General features: G+C 69.0%; 15 protein-coding genes. 7 read left to right on the top strand and 8 right to left on the bottom strand.

The window, feature by feature from the left end:
- Nucleotides 1-37: 37 nt before the first annotated feature.
- From ACFW9O_RS33905 to ACFW9O_RS33895, 3 genes are all read right to left on the bottom strand, one after another.
- A complete protein-coding gene (locus ACFW9O_RS33905) occupies nt 38-1,447 on the bottom strand; it encodes a serine/threonine protein kinase (protein WP_384614727.1) in 1,410 nt (469 codons plus the stop codon).
- Nucleotides 1,444-2,217, bottom strand: a complete 774-nt coding sequence (locus ACFW9O_RS33900; RefSeq protein WP_384614725.1) for an FHA domain-containing protein — start codon at nt 2,215-2,217, stop codon at nt 1,444-1,446. Before ACFW9O_RS33900 ends, ACFW9O_RS33905 begins: the two co-directional genes overlap by 4 nt.
- A gap of 128 nt (nt 2,218-2,345) precedes the next feature.
- Nucleotides 2,346-3,215: a peptidoglycan DD-metalloendopeptidase family protein gene (locus tag ACFW9O_RS33895; RefSeq protein ID WP_384614723.1), complete on the bottom strand. Its 870-nt coding sequence runs from the start codon at nt 3,213-3,215 to the stop codon at nt 2,346-2,348.
- Between the two features lie 238 nt (nt 3,216-3,453).
- Here ACFW9O_RS33895 and ACFW9O_RS33890 point away from each other — a divergent pair, with 238 nt between their 5' ends.
- Both ACFW9O_RS33890 and ACFW9O_RS33885 read left to right on the top strand, forming a co-directional pair.
- Nucleotides 3,454-3,585 (top strand): hypothetical protein, encoded by a 132-nt coding sequence (locus ACFW9O_RS33890; RefSeq protein ID WP_384614722.1) that lies wholly within the window; start codon nt 3,454-3,456, stop codon nt 3,583-3,585.
- Nucleotides 3,586-3,806: 221 nt separating this feature from the next.
- The gene (locus tag ACFW9O_RS33885) at nt 3,807-4,106 is read left to right on the top strand and encodes a DUF6381 family protein (protein ID WP_384614720.1); all 300 of its coding nucleotides are present in this window, start codon (nt 3,807-3,809) and stop codon (nt 4,104-4,106) included.
- Between the two features lie 835 nt (nt 4,107-4,941).
- On the opposite strand, the gene ACFW9O_RS33880 is transcribed toward ACFW9O_RS33885, so the two are convergent.
- A complete protein-coding gene (locus ACFW9O_RS33880) occupies nt 4,942-6,021 on the bottom strand; it encodes a hypothetical protein (protein ID WP_384614718.1) in 1,080 nt (359 codons plus the stop codon).
- 478 nt (nt 6,022-6,499) lie between these two features.
- On the opposite strand from ACFW9O_RS33880, the gene ACFW9O_RS33875 reads away from it, so the two are divergent.
- Together ACFW9O_RS33875 and ACFW9O_RS33870 are read left to right on the top strand one after the other, a co-directional pair.
- Entirely contained in the window at nt 6,500-7,387 is an 888-nt protein-coding gene (locus ACFW9O_RS33875) for a DNA gyrase subunit B (RefSeq protein WP_384614716.1), read from the top strand.
- Nucleotides 7,384-7,665 (top strand): hypothetical protein, encoded by a 282-nt coding sequence (locus ACFW9O_RS33870; protein ID WP_384614714.1) that lies wholly within the window; start codon nt 7,384-7,386, stop codon nt 7,663-7,665. The genes ACFW9O_RS33875 and ACFW9O_RS33870 overlap by 4 nt, the downstream gene beginning before the upstream one ends.
- A 403-nt stretch (nt 7,666-8,068) precedes the next feature.
- On the opposite strand, the gene ACFW9O_RS33865 is transcribed toward ACFW9O_RS33870, so the two are convergent.
- From ACFW9O_RS33865 to ACFW9O_RS33855, 3 genes are all read right to left on the bottom strand, one after another.
- The gene (locus tag ACFW9O_RS33865; protein WP_351180944.1) at nt 8,069-8,410 is read right to left on the bottom strand and encodes a metalloregulator ArsR/SmtB family transcription factor; all 342 of its coding nucleotides are present in this window, start codon (nt 8,408-8,410) and stop codon (nt 8,069-8,071) included.
- Between the two features lie 190 nt (nt 8,411-8,600).
- The gene (locus ACFW9O_RS33860; RefSeq protein ID WP_384614712.1) at nt 8,601-8,975 is read right to left on the bottom strand and encodes a hypothetical protein; all 375 of its coding nucleotides are present in this window, start codon (nt 8,973-8,975) and stop codon (nt 8,601-8,603) included.
- A gap of 275 nt (nt 8,976-9,250) precedes the next feature.
- Complete coding sequence (locus ACFW9O_RS33855; protein ID WP_384614710.1) at nt 9,251-10,828, bottom strand: peptidoglycan-binding protein; 1,578 nt, start codon at nt 10,826-10,828, stop codon at nt 9,251-9,253.
- Between the two features lie 327 nt (nt 10,829-11,155).
- Between ACFW9O_RS33855 and ACFW9O_RS33850 the strand changes: the two genes are divergently transcribed.
- Together ACFW9O_RS33850 and ACFW9O_RS33845 are read left to right on the top strand one after the other, a co-directional pair.
- Nucleotides 11,156-12,949: a glycoside hydrolase family 3 protein gene (locus tag ACFW9O_RS33850; RefSeq protein WP_384614708.1), complete on the top strand. Its 1,794-nt coding sequence runs from the start codon at nt 11,156-11,158 to the stop codon at nt 12,947-12,949.
- Nucleotides 12,950-13,007: 58 nt separating this feature from the next.
- Nucleotides 13,008-14,294 carry an exo-beta-N-acetylmuramidase NamZ domain-containing protein gene (locus ACFW9O_RS33845; RefSeq protein WP_384614706.1) on the top strand — a complete coding sequence of 429 codons (1,287 nt, stop codon included), beginning with the start codon at nt 13,008-13,010 and terminating at the stop codon, nt 14,292-14,294.
- Between the two features lie 230 nt (nt 14,295-14,524).
- Here ACFW9O_RS33845 and ACFW9O_RS33840 read toward each other — a convergent pair whose 3' ends face one another.
- Nucleotides 14,525-14,665, bottom strand: a complete 141-nt coding sequence (locus ACFW9O_RS33840; protein WP_384614705.1) for a hypothetical protein — start codon at nt 14,663-14,665, stop codon at nt 14,525-14,527.
- Nucleotides 14,666-14,890: 225 nt separating this feature from the next.
- Here ACFW9O_RS33840 and ACFW9O_RS33835 point away from each other — a divergent pair, with 225 nt between their 5' ends.
- Entirely contained in the window at nt 14,891-15,241 is a 351-nt protein-coding gene (locus ACFW9O_RS33835; RefSeq protein ID WP_384614703.1) for a hypothetical protein, read from the top strand.
- The last annotated feature ends 66 nt before the right edge of the window (nt 15,242-15,307 follow it).

Here is a 15,307-nt window from a genome sequence, read left to right as displayed (position 1 = left end):
CCATCCCGTCAGAGCCGGGCGGGCGGCACCTCGTATGTCATAGGGAGCAGGTCTTGGCCCAGGTGTGGGACAGCACGTGCGATGTCAGGGCGAGGTCGTGACGCATACCCTTCTCGACGCATCCGAGGCGTTGCTGCAGTCCGGGCTCTGCGAAGTACGCGACGTGGATGTAGCCGGAGGGGTCCGGCATGCCGTTGTTGAAGATCGAGCCCGGGTGGTCGGCGGCGGCCCAGGAACAGTCGTTCTCGCCGTCGAACCAGTCGGGGTCGTCGCCCTCCCAGGCGCACATCTCACCTCTGCCGTCCGGATCCGAGAAGAAGCAGACGGAACCCGGCGTGCAGCGGTCGTAGCCGGTGGCCGTCTGCGCCGGCCCGGGGGTGCCCGGGTGCGAATCCGCGAGGGGCCCGGCGTCCGCCCGGGTCTCCGGCTTCGTGGCCGGGTCCTTGTCCGGGAGCATCCGCAACCCGAGGCCCGCCACCGCCAGGGCCAGTACGCCGGCTGCCGCCGCGAGCAGGGGGCGGCGCACGCGCCGGCGGCGCGGCAGCCGGCCCGCCGCCGCCTCCGAGGCCCGCCGCAGCAGCGACGTCGCGTCGTGCGGAGCCCGGCCCTCGTGCGTAGGGGCGAGGCAGTCCCGCACGATCTGCCGCCAGGGCGCGGGGAGTTCGGGCGAGAGGCGCAGGTCCTCCTCCCCGCGGGCGTATCGCACCACCGCGTCCCGCCGGGCCGTCGGGGTGCCGCCCGGCAGCGGGAACGAGCCGGTCAGGGTCAGGTGCGCCAGCACCCCGAACGCCCAGATGTCCGCGGTCTGCCGGATCTGCATGCCCCGCTCGCCGACCTCGGACCACAGCAGCTCGGGCGGGGTGTAGTCGGCTGTCGCGAACGCGGGGGAGTACGCGTGCGTGCCCTCCAGTTCGGCCGCCATGTTGAAGTCGCCGAGCCGTGCTGTGCCGTCCTCCATCAGCAGCACGTTGCCCGGCTTGAGGTCGCCGTGCACCCAGCCCGCGCCGTGCAGCTGGTGCAGACCCTCGCAGATCTGGACGAGCAGGGCGGGCCCCTGCCGAGGCGGCAGGCCCGCGGCCAGTAACGTGTCGAGGGAGCCCCGCGCCTCCTCCAGTACGAGGACGGTGGCGCCGTCGAGATCCGGATGGGCCGGGGCGTCCACCGTCAGCGCGTCGTACATCCGGATCAGGCGCGGCGAACGGAGCCGGCTCAGCAGGGCCACCTCCCGCTCGGCCAGTTCTTGGAGATGGCGCAGTTGGCGCGGCGTCTGCGTGCCGGTCGGCAGGAACTTCAGGGCGGCGCGGGCCGGTTCCGCGCCGCCGTCCTGGTGGCGGGCCGCGTACACATTACCGAAAGCTCCCGCGCCGAGCGGCTCCTCGACGATCCAGGGGCCGACGCGGTAGCCGGGTGGAACGGACGTGACGGCGTACGGCTGCTGTCCTCTCACCGGGCCGCGCCGCTCGCGGAGAAGGCCGGCGCCGCGAGGTCGTCCTCACACACCAGGTCGAAGCGGAGCGCGAGAGAGACGAGCATCTCCTTCTTGCCGTTGAGGCGGGGGCCGGGCTCGCAGGACTCAGGGCCGGGCTTGAGCCTCAGTTTCACTGCCAGGTAGTCGATGTTCCACTGCACGGCAGCCCGGTTGGCTGCCGGCCACCGCGGGCGTAGCCGCTCGACGACCTGCTCCACGGTGGGCAGCGGTGCGTACACCTCGCCGCGCAGGCGTGGCTCGCACAGGGCAGCCAGCACGGTGAAGTACCGCTTGGACCGGTCGAGAGGGAAGGCGAGTGCGGTCGGCTCCCCGCTGCGGCTCTCAGCAGATTCGTTCCGGTCCGACCCGTCCGCCGAGGCGGCGTAGTCGTGCCGCGGTGCCCATACGTCGAAGCTGAGCAACTCGGTGCCCGCGGGCAGTACCACCCTGGAGAACTCGAACGCCACGGGCGCGCCCAGCCGCCTCGGCGCCACCTTGATGTGTTCCCCGGCGCCCTCCGGATTCTCGACGGCGTAGGTCGCCGTGCGGCTGAAGTTGCTGAGCGACCAGTACGTGTCCGTCGCGGTGATCTCGCCTGCAGAACGCGAGACACCGTCGTGCGGAATGGTCAACAGGAGGTGTGTGCCGGTCGATGCTTCCCGACCGAAGCGGAGGGTCTCTCCCGGGGCCAGCCGGAGCTTCTCGCAGGCGGCCATACCGGGCCCTGGTACCACGACAATGGTGTACACGGACTGGTTCCTTCCCCCAAGGTGTGCCGTGAGGGTAGGAAAGGGCGATAAACATCTGCATGACGCGCAGGCCGGTGCGGCGCCACGCCTGATCGCGTGACGCCGTACCGGTCGAACGAGTCATGCTGTCAGCATTCGCCGCGCCAATGGAAGCGGTCGATCGTCCTGCCGCTGCCGGCAAAGTTTCCGCGTCCCTCGTCCCAGCCGTAATGAAGGCACTGGCTGCCGCCTTCCTTGAAATACACCTGCATGTGGTCGTAACCCGGTTGCGGATTGCCGTTGTTGTAGTACGACTTGCGGAAGCCGCAGGAGCTGCTGGGCTCATCACGGTCCGACCTGCAGACGGAGCCGGTGCCGTCGGCACCCGAGTAGAAGCAGACGTAGCCCGCAGGGCAGTTCTGCCAGGCCGGCGTGCCACCCGAGCAGTTCCGACTGGCCACGCCCGGCCATTCCTCATTGGTGCCCGTGTACGGGAGGCCGTCGAAGTGCACCGGCACACGGTGACGCTCGTCGGTGAAGTCCCCCGAAGCCAGATATCGCTGCTCGTAGTGCAGGTGCGCCCAGTCAGAGGCGCCGGTCGTGCCGATGCGCCCGATCTGGGTGGAAGGCTGGACCGCCTGGCCCTCGCGGACGTAGGAGGTGGGCGTGTCCTTGAGGTGGTAGTACGCCGTGAACCAGCCGTTGCCGTGGCTGATCTGGATGGTGTTGCCGGAGCCGTTGTCCCAGTAGGTGGCGGACACGGTGCCGGCGGCGGATGCGAGTACCGGTTTGCCGTCGGAGCCGGTGTTGTTCTCCACGACGATGTCCAGGGCGGGGTTGTGATCGGTGCCGTATGTGTTCAACTGCCAGCGTGTGCCGCACGGAAACGGCATCTGGAACAGCGGCTTCGCGGCCGCCGCCGCGTCGACGGCCCGGTCGGCCCTCTCGACGGCCGTGGCGGACACGGTTGTGCCCGCGAGCCCGAGGACCGCGAATCCGGCGACCAGGACGGCTCGCATCCGGCCCAATCGGCCAGGGCGCGTCCGCTTGTGCGTGTGGTGGAACATGTTCCCCCCTGTGGAAGGTGCCGACCCTGCCTCCTCGGGCAGTGCCGGAACACATGCTGGGTACCGGTGGACGGGCGCGGCTACCTCGTATGTGTGAGGGCGGGCAGGCGTGCTCGGCGTTTTCCACCGGTGAGGCGCCGACGCGCCGGCGTAACAAGAGAGAGGCTTCGCCGACGCACAGGCGGATGAAATGACACGAGAACAGCGCCAGGAACTTGCCGCCCGCTACAACGGCGGCTCCCACCGGCAGGATGGGAGCGCCCAGGCTTACGGCCGGGGCTTCGGCATGAATCCGGACGACGCGAGGAGCGCCCTGGAGTGACCTTGCGGGGACCGTGGGGCGTGACTCCTGTCCCTCGCCGAACTGCTTGGCGCGTACGTCGCCTACGGTGCACCTGTAACCGGGAATTCCTGCTGGACCGAGTCGGCCCACAGGCTGCGAGACCAGGAAAAGGACCTGGCCAGGGTCATGGGTGGACGGCCGGATGCCGTGATGGCCGCTCTGCTGCATGGTCTGGGCGTGCAGCGGCCGTTCGGCGGTCGATGCCCTGTGCAGTGGAGTGGATGACCGTGAGTGACGTTTCGAGATGCGGCGGCGAGAACACACTGCTTCGCTGGAGTGGCCCATTACCCGTCGTCCAAGGAATGATCATGAGTGCTGCAGGTGAATCCGCCAGTCGTATCCGACAGATGCGCGCAAAGGCACAGGAGATGGAGGAGGCCGCAAAGAGTGCCACAGACCCCGACGAGCGACAGCGCCTCCAGGACAAGGCTCTTCGGCTCAGGTCCCAGAGCGAGCAGGAGAGCGGCATGGCCAGCGGGGACATCTACCCCACGATCTAGGTGTATTGCTCACAGAGGCCGGCCGATGCGGGGCGTGTGTGGCCGGTTTGAGCGGTCGAACAGCCCCGGGAACGGAAGCCGCTGACTGCGGTCTCTGGACGACCCGCAAAGATCAGAGCTCCCTCTGCACCAGGTCGGCGACGTCGGCGTCCAGGAGGACCAGGTCAACGCCGTCGAATTCCACGCCGCGGAAGCCGTTGGGGAACAGGGCGTGCAGGTGGTCCTCCCACATTCGGGCGAGGCCTCCGCCGGACTGTGCTCCGCCCGCGTCGGCGGCTGTCGTCTCTGCCGTGGACAGTGAAGGGGCAGGGCGACGGCATCAGAGACGGCACGCACCATTGCCACGGCCCGGAGCGGGTGGAGGGCGGCAGTTGACTCGGCGCGTTGCGTGAGCTTGTCGCGCAGCAGTCGGTTGTGGTCGAGTCCGGCCCGAATGAGCCCTGCATCGGTTGCCCGCTGCTCGATGAGGACGTGCCCGAGGCAGGCCGAGCTGCAGCGGCCGGCTTGGCCGGGTGAGCGCGGGCCGGATTGCCAGCCACGCCGGACAGTTGCCTGGATGGCTTCGGATTTCCCCGCCGCCGGGGCCGCCCGAGCCGGGTGCGGCAGTTTCGGGAGCTGCTGGAGCAAGCCCTGACGCGGTTCGTCGCCACCGACGTGCCGGGATGCCTCTAGGGACGGACCCCAGCACGTATTTGTGTGAGTCGTTGCAAGCCTGTTCCCACCACGGTTGGCGCGATGGCGGTCTTGTGATCGATTCCGTTGCGGTCGGACGGCGTCCGTTCTGGTGCGGTTCGCGGAGAGACGGGCGGCAGGTCGGCCGGCTGACCCGGTCGCCTCAGTGGAGAGGGGCCCGCCAGGCCACCAGTCCCGGCCGGTCCGCCTCCGCGAAACCCACCGCGAACGGCTTGTCGCCGTCGTCCGTCATCAGGTGGACGCTGCACTCCGTCACGCTGTCGTCCGGCGGGATCATCCGGGCGACCCAGTCGGACGGGCAGTCGGGAATCTTCGTGTCGAGGACGAAGGGTGTCTTCCCCCGTATCTGCCGACCGCCCTCGGTGAGCAGATAGACGTGGTCGGCCTGGTCGGTGTAGAGGTCTTTCGGCCCGGTGTTGGTGTAGGTGACCGACACGTAGTAGGGGACGCCGCGCCGCTCGTTCTCGTTGAGGTCGAGGTCCAGGCCCGCGAGGTCGGCCGCGCTGCCCCGGGTTACGGAAACCAGCTTGGCGGGCAGTTCGAGGACGCCGTCCTCGCGGGCGTCCCACCGGACGCGGACGCTGTCGCCCGGTTCCGCGAGTCCGGCGGACGCTGCCCTGAGGCCGCCCTCCACGGGCCAGGTGGCGACCGCGCCGCCCTCGTCGAGGTAGCCGTCGGCGTTGTGCGTCAGCGACAGCACGCCGACGCCCTCGGGCAGCACGTAGGTCACGCACGTGTCGTACGAGTCGCCGGGCGCCAGCGTCTTCGGCGCGGTGTCCGCGCAGGGCAGGTCGGCCCCGCCGGGTCTGCCGCAGCTGACGTAGACCTCTTCCCCGCGCGTCCAGTCGGTGCCGTTCAGTGCGAGGTTGGTGTCCGCCATGTAGGCGGCGGGGATCTTCTTCCCGCCGGTGTTGGTGACCGCGATGGTGAGGTAGTGGGGGACCATGCCCGTCAGCTCCTCGTCCACGCGCCCCCGCATGTCCTCCTGCGAGCCCCGGACCAGGCTCTTGACCGTGATCCTGACCTTGTATGACCGGTGGTCGGTGTCCGTGTGGACGACGTCTTGTGCGCCGGTCCGCACCGCCAGGTCCGTCCAGGAGGCAGGCCTTTCCGCGGCTTGCTCCACGGCCCCGCCGGCGCCCTGTTCCCCCGCGCACCCGGCGAGGAGGGGGATCGACAAGGCGCCCACGGCGGCCTTCTTGACGTAGCTGGACAAGTGCATGGGTTCCTTTTGCCGCACGATGATCCGGGTCCACCGGAGGACCGACGCATCGTAGGACGGCACAGCGCAGGTGGGGGCGGCGGGGTGGCGTTCGGTACGGCTGTTTTCGTTCCCGGCCGGCTCAAGGAGAGAGTCCGGCCGAGCCGCAGGAGGTTCGGAATCCGGTCCCTGCGGTGTAGTGGCGCTGCCGGACGATGGCCGGCCCGGGTTCTGATCCGCCGACCGGTTTGGATGGTCGATGTGATCGAGGGATGCAACAGAAATTGTGAGCCGGGGCGCGACCTTGAACACCGCCGCCGGCGGCCTGGATGGGGCCCCCGAAACCGCTTGACCGTCGTCTCGATGTCTCCGGTCGGCTGCTTGGGGGACGGCCTGCACGCGCCTGCTCAAGCCCTGGGTGAATCGGCTTTGACCTGGGTGTTTGCGCGAATATTCGTAGAGTGGAGAGTCCTGCCGGACAGCATAGGAGGGGGATTCCGTGAGCGAGGGAACCAGCCGATACGAAGCCACTCACATCGAAGTGCTGGAAGGGAGCGAGGCCATCCGGAAGCGGCCAGGGATGTATGTCGGATCGACTACCGTCCGCGGCCTGCACCAGGCGTTGTTCGAGGTCCTTGGCCGGTCGGTGAACGAGGTCCTGGCCGCCGGCGGCGGATGCGTCGACGTCACCCTCATGCTTGACGGCGGCGTCCGCGTTACGGACAACGGGCCTGGCGCCCCCGTCGAGGCGGCCGGGGACTGCGGCGGTGTCGGCCTCGAATCCCTGCTGACCCGCCCGCATATCGGCGCTGCGTCTGGCGACCGGTACCCCACGGCCTGGAGTACCTGGGGCATGGGGCCCTGTGTCACCAATGCACTGTCGAGCCGCCTCACGGCCGAGGTGCGGCGCCAGCACGTGCGCTGGGTCCAGGAGTACGTACGTGGCGAGGCTGTCTCCCCGCCCGCCGTGGCGGGACCGGCTGACGGCAGCGGCACCTCCATCACCTTCTGGCCCGACGCCGACATCTTCGAAACGACTGAGTGCTCGTTCGCCGTGCTGGCCAAACGCTTCGAAGACGTGGCCATGCTGAACCGCGGGCTGAGTATCTCCCTGACCGACGAACGCCCCAAGGGCGGGCCCCGGGCAGTACGGTTCCAGTTCCCTGACGGACCGGCGGACGTCCTGGCCGCCCTCGACGCGGAAAGCGGAGTTCAAGTTCCCCCGGACATCATCGCCTTCGAGCGGGAAGACGCGAAGATGGCGGGGAGGGTGGATGTGGCTCTGACCTGGTGCGGCCCGAGTGAGGAGCGGATCCGGACGTTCGCCAACTGCGTGCCCACTCGTGAGAGGGGGGCACGCACGCGGACGGGTTCCGGGCAGGGGTGACGGCTGCGATCAACGCGCACGCGCGTCGGCGACAACTGCTGACGGCGACGGATCCCGACCTCACCGCCGAGCGAGTCGGCAGGACACTGACAGCGGTCGTCTCCGTGAAACTGGACAGCCCCCAGTACGAGGGCGCCACCCGGGGCAGGTTGGGGGGCGCCACGGTGAAGGAATGCGTCGAGCAGACCGTCAGGGAGTACCTCGGCACATGGCTGGACCAGAACCCGGGGCAGGCGGCTGCGATCATCGGCCGCATCAAGGCGCCCTCCTGGGACTGACGAGCAGAGCGGACCGTCTCCACCACGTCCCCCGGACCTGGTGGAGACGGTCAGCACCACGTCCCGACGAGCTCGCGGGGGAGCGTACGGACACGCGCCGGGGTGGGCCACGACGTGCCCCGAGTTCGTTCAGGACCACGCGGTGGAGCCGGGCCCAGATCCGGTCCCGCGCTTCACTGAGCGAACCGTCGGTAGACCGTCTGCCAGGCCGGGCCGAACACCGGCGGAAGTTGCCTCCACGTGGAGCCCGAGGTGACCACGAGGATGACCCGGACGGGAGCCCTGCCACCCTCCTGCGAGGAAGGGGGGCAGGGCTCTCGGGGCAATGTCTCTCGCCTTTGTCTCGCCGGCCGATCCGATGGTCAGCCCTGAGCCCAGCCCCCGGTGGCGCGCTGCGTGGCTTTCACGCGTCGAGGGAGTTGGCGTTCCTCAGTTCCGCGAGCAGTTCGTTCTGTCCGGCCAGCAGCTCGGTGAGAATGCGCCGTGCGGCCCGCAGGAGTTCCGCCACGTCACCCCCGGCGAGTGCGTAGCTGACGGTGGAGCCCTCGCGGATGGAGATGACGATCCCCGAGCGGCGTAGTACGGCCAGCTGCTGGGAGAGGTTGGACGGTTCGATCTCGATGGCGTTCAGCAAGTCGCGTACGGGTACAGGGCCGTTCTGGAGGAGTTCCAGTACACGGATTCGGACGGGGTGTCCGAGCATGCGGAAGAACTCCGCCTTGGCCTGGTACAGCGGCACCTGCATGCGAATTGCACTCCCACCCGGGTCGACCGTTCCATGAGCCGACAACCATTCCTGCTGGTCCTCGGCGCCCAGTCCGTCCATCCTCCTGCTTCCCGAACCTCCTGCACCCTCAGCTGAGCACTTTTAGATGTGCCGAGTTGAAGAGTTCTTCAACTCGTGGGCATGCGGGACCGGGAAGCAGGAGAAGCGTCTACAGTTCCAGTTCCGCCTCGATGCGTCTGAGCTGGTGCCTGGCCATGGCGAGGTTCGCCCTTCCCTTGTCCAGGACGAGGTAGAGGAACAGGCCGTTGCCCCCGCGCCCCTTGAGCAGCCGGATGAGGTGGTACTGACTGCTGAGGGTGATCAGCACATCCTCGATGTCCTCCTTGATGCCCAGCATCTCCATCGTCCGGATCTTCGCCCGGACCACATCGGTGTTCCCCGCGGCGGCTACCGTCAGATCGAGGTCCTTGCCTCCTCCCAGCGTTCCCAGGGCCATGCCGGACGTGTAGTCGACCAGCGCAACCCCCACGCTCCCCTCGATCGCGGTCATCGCCTCCTTCAGAGACGTCTCCACACTCAACATCGGTACTCGCTCCCTCAGCCTCGGACGAATCCCGGCCCGCTTCAGACCTCCGAACCAGGTAGTGATCGCAGACGCTACCCACCGTTGCCCAACAGGAGCGGAAAGAGCGGGAATTCGGCGGGAAACGAGCCCACACCCTAAAATGCGCCACCACCTCGAGGTCCCACAGCCCGAGAGGTCCGATCTGCGGGACGCGGATCTGCTGCAGTCCTATGCGGATCGAACGCCTGCGAGCCGGGTGGCCGGCGTCCGACCCCCCGGCTCGCGTGTTCACCTCACCGACCGGCCTGCAGAGCCGTCCAGGTCGCCGAGCCCACGATGCCGTCCGCTGTCAACGACCGGCTGCTCTGGAAGTCCCTGACCGCCTGCGCAGTGCTGGGGCCGAAGCTGCCGTCGATTCCCACGGTCCGGGCCAGTGCGGCCGTCAGCGACCGCTGGAGCCGCTTGACGTCGGCGCCCGAGGCCCCCTCCTGCAGGACGGGCTTGGTCCCGGCCGAGAGCAGCGCGGTCCAGGACTGACGGCCGATGACCCCGTCGGACGACAGGCCGCGCGCACTCTGGAACGCCTTGACGGCGGTCTCGGTCTTCGTGCCGAAGACGCCGTCCGCGGTACCGGCGGCGAACCCCTGCGCGTTGAGCAGTGTCTGCGCCGCCGCGACCTGGGGGCCGGTGGACCCGCTGCGGAGCGTGTCGTAGGCCGGGAAGTCGAGGTTGACCGGCACGCCTGTGCTGCCCCCGACGAGCTGCATGTAGTAGGTCCAGTTCCAGTTCGCCCCCGGGTCGGTGTGGTCGTTGTTCGGGACCTCGGAGTGCCCGACGATGTGCGCCCGGTCCTTGGGGATGCCGTACTTGTCGGCCAGGTGACGCGTGAGGGTGGCGGACGACCGGTACATGGCGTCGGTGAACCAGGCAGGGTTGTCGACGTACCCCTCGTGTTCGATACCGACGCTGTAGGCGTTGCCCGAACGTGCGTGGTAGGCGGTGTCCTTGTCGCGGACGGTCTGGGTGACCTGCCCGTCGGACGAACGGATCACGTAGTGCGCGCTGACGTTCGAGCTCGGGTTCTGGAACCAGCTGATGGACCCGGCGTACGACCCCTGGGTGACGTGGATGACGACGGCGGAGATCGCGGCGGTCCGGCCCACGGTGTAGTTCCCGCTGTTCGCGGCCACCCACAGCGCGGGCGGGTAGTCGGTGCTCAGGGGCCCCACGGCTGCCGAGCCCCCCTCGTCCAGGGCGGGCACATCCGTGTAGCGACCCCGCTCGGGACGTACGGCTTGCGGGCGTACGGCGACGGTCTCGCCCGGGGTCGCGGTGGCGCGGACGCCGTTTGTGAGGAAGTCGTAGACGGTGTCCGCGTAGAGCCGGGCCGTGCGGTCGTCCGCGCTGCCGCTGTACTCGGCCACCGCCGGGTACCAGGCGCCGGCGTCGTCGCGGTCCTCCGCGTCCAGTCCCAGCCGGTCGGCGTACGAGCGCAGGACGGCGGCGGCGCCGCGGATGTTGGCCGCGGTGCTGTGCCGCAGCGCGTCCGGTGCCGCGCCCGTCAGCTCCGAGGCCCGCTCCAGGGTGTGCGAGCGGGGGTTGCTGACCAGGTGCATCACGCCGTACCCGTTCGCATGACTGGGCTTGCCGTCGTGAGGGTCGAGCCGGCTCTCGCCGTACCCGATCGCCACGAGCAGATCGCGGGGGACGTCGAACTCGGCACCGGCCCGGGCGAAGGACTGGCCGACGGTGTCGTGCGCGGCGGGTGTCGCGGCGGCGGAAGGCCCGCCCGTACCGGTGAAAAGGACGGCGACGGCGGTACTGAGTAAGAGTGAGGTGGTGTGTCTCCATGAACGCGGGCGTCGGTACATCGGTGGTGTCCCCTCGTCGGCGTCGAATCAAACGGTGTCGGCCGGCGATCCGGGCAGGACTGCGGCACGACGTTCCGGTGCGTGTAGGGAGCCACTTCAACCGACACTTCATGCCCACGTCAATACGGGGCATGGGCCGCTGTGATGTGGGGACTTCGACTTCACGGGCCTTGTCATTGGTGCCACCAATGACATCTCCCCTTCCCTCTTGACCCTTGAGGTGCACTGGCCATCCACTGGGTGCGCCGCACTCTGCCCGCCTGCCGGGTGCGTCGATCGAAGGAGTGTCGGATGAGCGTCCGTGGGTGTTCTGCCCTGTGCAGATCGATGGTGGCAGCGACCGCCGCCGTCGGGTTGCTCCTGGGCCTGCCGCAGGGCGCTGCGGCCGGTCCGGGATCCGCCCAGGACAGCCAGGGCGGCCGGGACGGCGGGGACAAGGGCCGCTGGGTCGAGGGCCGCCTGGACGCCATGACGCTGGAGGAGAAGGTCGGCCAACTCTTCGTCACCTACGCCTACGGCGAGACTGCCGAGGACAGCGACGCCGATGACGTGGCCCGCAACCGTACGTGGCTGGGGGTGGACAACGGCCTGCAGGCGGTGCAGAAGTACCACCTCGGCGGGATCATCTACTTCGCCTGGACCGACAGTTTCCAGAACCCGGGCCAGGTCGCCGACCTGTCCGACGGGCTCCAGCGTGCCGCGCTGGGGAGCGGCGCCCAGGTGCCGCTACTGATCTCCACCGACCAGGAGCACGGCCGGGTGGTCCGGTTCGGCCCGCCCGCCACCCAGTTCCCGGGCAGCATGGCGCTCGGTGCCTCCGGAAGGTCGAAGGACGCCTACAAGGCGGGGCGGATCAGCGGTACGGAGCTGCGAGCCGTCGGCATCAACCAGGACTACGCCCCCGTCGCGGACGTGAACGTCAACCCGATGAACCCAGTCATCGGCGTACGGTCCTTCAGCAGCGACCCGCAGCTCGCCGCCGACCTGACGGCCGCCCAGGTACGGGGCTACCAGAAGGCCGGCACCGTCGCCACGGCCAAGCACTTCCCCGGGCACGGCGACACCGACGTCGACAGTCACACCGACCTTCCGGTGATCACCCACACCGAGGAGGAGTGGGAGCGGCTGGACGCGCCGCCGTTCCGCGCGGCCATCGACGCCGGCGTCGGTTCGATCATGACCGCACACCTCCAGTTCCCCTCGCTCGATCCGTCCGGCACCCCCGCCACCCTGTCGAAGCCGATCATGACAGGCCTGTTGCGCGAGGAAATGGGCTACGACGGCGTGGTCGTCACCGACTCCCTGGCGATGGCCGGGGTCCGCAAGACGTACCCCGACGCCGAGGTTCCCGTCCGTGCCCTCCAAGCGGGCGTCGACATGCTCCTCATGCCCCCGAACCTCGACCTGGCCTACCGCTCGGTGCTCGCCGCAGTCGCCTCCGGGGAGTTGACGGAGGACCGCATCGACACCTCGGTGCGCCGGATCCTCACCCTCAAGCAGAAGCAGGGCATCGCCGACGCCCCGTACACCGACCGGGCCGCGGTCGACAGCGTGGTGGGCAACGCCCGCCACCTCAAGGAAGCGCGGGCGATCACCGACCGCACCACGACCCTGATCAAGAACGACGGAAGGCTGCTGCCGCTGACCGCGGACGGCAACCGGGTCCTGGTCACCGGTTCGACCGCGGCTGTCACCCAGACCTTCGCCGGTGCGGTCACCGCGCAGGGCGCGACCGGGACCGCCCTCGCGACGGCCGCCAACCCGACGACGGCGGACATCGCCACAGCGGTCACCGCCGCCGCCGGCCAGGACACCGTGGTGGTGCTCACCAACTCGGCCCGCACCAACCCCGGCCAGGCCACCCTCGTCCAAGCCCTGACCGCCACAGGAACGCCGGTCGTCACGGTCTCGGTCGGAGTCCCCTACGACATCGCCTCCTATCCGCAGGCAGGCGTCCACCTGGCCGCGTACTCCAACAACGCGATCGCGCTGGAGTCCGCCGCCCGCGTTCTCTTCGGCGAGATCTCCCCCCGGGGCAGCCTCCCCGTGAGCATCCCGCGGGCCGACGCCCCGGGGACCCAGCTGTTCCCGTTCGGCCACGGCCTGACGTACAAGAACTGACGGACGAGCGCTGCGCCCGTCCGATCCCCACCTGGCCCTACGAGGGAGACCCACCACCGTGAGACGCAGAGACCTCCTGACGGCGTCGGCGGCGCTCGCCGCCACCCCCGCCCTCGCCACCCGTGCCTCGGCTGCCGCCCCCGCGGGCACGGCAGAGGGGGGCAGGCACGCCCGTGTGCGCACCGGCTTCGAGCGGCTGCGCGCGAGCGGCTACGCCTCGCTGGCCGGACAGCGGGTGGGCGTCATCTCCAACCCGACCGGCGTCACCCCCGACCTCGGCCACATCGTCGACGCGATGGCCGCCGACGGGAAGGTGGACATCGTCGCCGTGTTCGGCCCCGAGCACGGCTTCCGCGGCATCTCGCAGGCCGGAGAGGGCGAGGACTTCTACACCGACGTCAAGACCGGGCTGCCCGTCTACAACGCCTACAACAGCTCCACCACCATGGCGGGGCTCTTCTCCGAACTGAATCTGGACACCGTGGTGTTCGACATCCAGGAGATCGGGGCCCGCTTCTACACCTACATCTGGACGATGTATCTGGCCCTGGAAGCGGCGGCTGAACTGGGTCTGCGCTTCGTGGTACTCGACCGCCCGAACGTCCTGTCCGCGAAGGACGCGCACGGCCCGGTCCTGCACCCTGAGCACTCCACCTTCGTAGGGCTGAAACCCATCGCGCAGCAGTACGGCATGACCGTCGGCGAACTGGCCGGTCTTTTCAACGACACGTTCGTCCCCGAGGCGACCGGCGGCAAACGCGCCGACCTGCACGTGGAGCGGATGTCGGGCTGGAAGCGCCGGATGCGGTACTCCGAGACCGGCCTGCCGTGGGTGCCACCGTCACCGAACATGCCGACGGTCGCCACGGCCGAGGTGTACGTGGGGACCTGTTACTTCGAGGCCACCGCCCTGTCCGAGGGGCGCGGCACCACGATGCCGTTCCAGATGGTCGGCGCGCCCGGCATCGACCACCGCTGGCAGGAGGCCCTCAACGAGCTCGACCTGCCGGGGGCCCGCTTCCGGGAGGCGTACTTCAACCCCACCTTCTCCAAGCAGGCCGGCAAGAGCTGCGGCGGCGTGGAACTCCAGGTCACCGACGTGGACCGGTTCGACCCGATACGAACCGCGCTGGTGATGATCCTGGAGCAGCGCCGTCTCTTCCCGCAGTACGGCTGGCGCAGCCAGGACGGCGGCAGTGCCTACTGGCTCGACAAACTCAGCGGTAACCGCGAGGTGCGGCTCGCGGTGGAGGCGGGCGCGCCCGTCGACGACATCGTGGCCCTGTGGCAGGACGACCTCGCCGCGTTCCGCACCCGGCGCGCGCGACACCTCTTGTACTCCTGAACTCACTGAACTGCTGCTCCGGAGCTACTGAGTTCGCAGCCGTGGTGTCATTGCGAACCCTCGGGAAAGGAGAACCGCTGCCGAACCCTGCTCGGTGAAGCGGTGCCGCCACGGTGCTCGGGGTCCAGGTGCAGACGCGTTCTCACGCACGCTCAGATGGTGATCCTGGCCGACTCAGCTGCACAGTCCCAGGTCGCGAGTGTGGCTGAGCGTGATAGGTGGCTGCTCAGCTATTGAGCGTCGAAGAGCAGCCAGGCGTGAAGCTGTCTGAGGAGTACCGGACCTTCCTCCTCCACGTCGTTGCGGGCGGCGCCGGTCCCGCTGACGGCCTCTTCCGGAACGAACCGTCGGTGCAGTCGTGATCGAGCCATGGGCACGGCCTTGCCCGTGAGTTCAGCTCAGGACACGGCGGCATCGCCAGGGTGTGCTGGTTCGGAAGGTGGGCCATGCGGCCGGCTGGGGTGTGGCCACCGACGCAGGTGTGGGGTCGTTCCGGTCCAGCCGGTCGGGGGCCGGGCCGGGCCGCTTGCATGGGAGCAAGCGTGCAGGGCAGACGCAGTCACACGAACCCGTCGAAGCCCGGAACGGAGAACACGATGCTGTCCCACAGACTTGAACACGATGTCCTTCTCATCACCGTTCAGAAGGACCCGGGGGTGAGCGGCCGGGCCGGGCTCGCCACAGAGATCACGGACCTCGTCCATGCTCACCATCCTTCACCCGTGCTTGTCGTCATCGACAACGCCGCAGCCACCTCTGCCACTGCCAGCGCCGTCCTACGTGCCCACCGTCAGTGCGGCAATCTGCAGACCCTGCTGTCGGTCGCCACTCACGACGCGCCCACGCGGCGCCTTATGGAAGACAAGGCCGGCTCAGGTGGGCCGAGGCTCGTTGTCCATCCTCGAGTTGATGTCGCGATCGACACGGCCTACACCGCTGCCGCCTGAAGCGCATAGCTTTCGCCAGAGCGAGCAGAGGCCGGTCCACGAGGGAATAGGGGCATCCGCAGCCCA

Origin of the sequence: Streptomyces sp. NPDC059499 (genome assembly GCF_042749285.1) — a bacterium.
Classification (GTDB): domain Bacteria; phylum Actinomycetota; class Actinomycetes; order Streptomycetales; family Streptomycetaceae; genus Streptomyces.
This window is presented reverse-complemented; position numbering and strand designations above follow the sequence as displayed.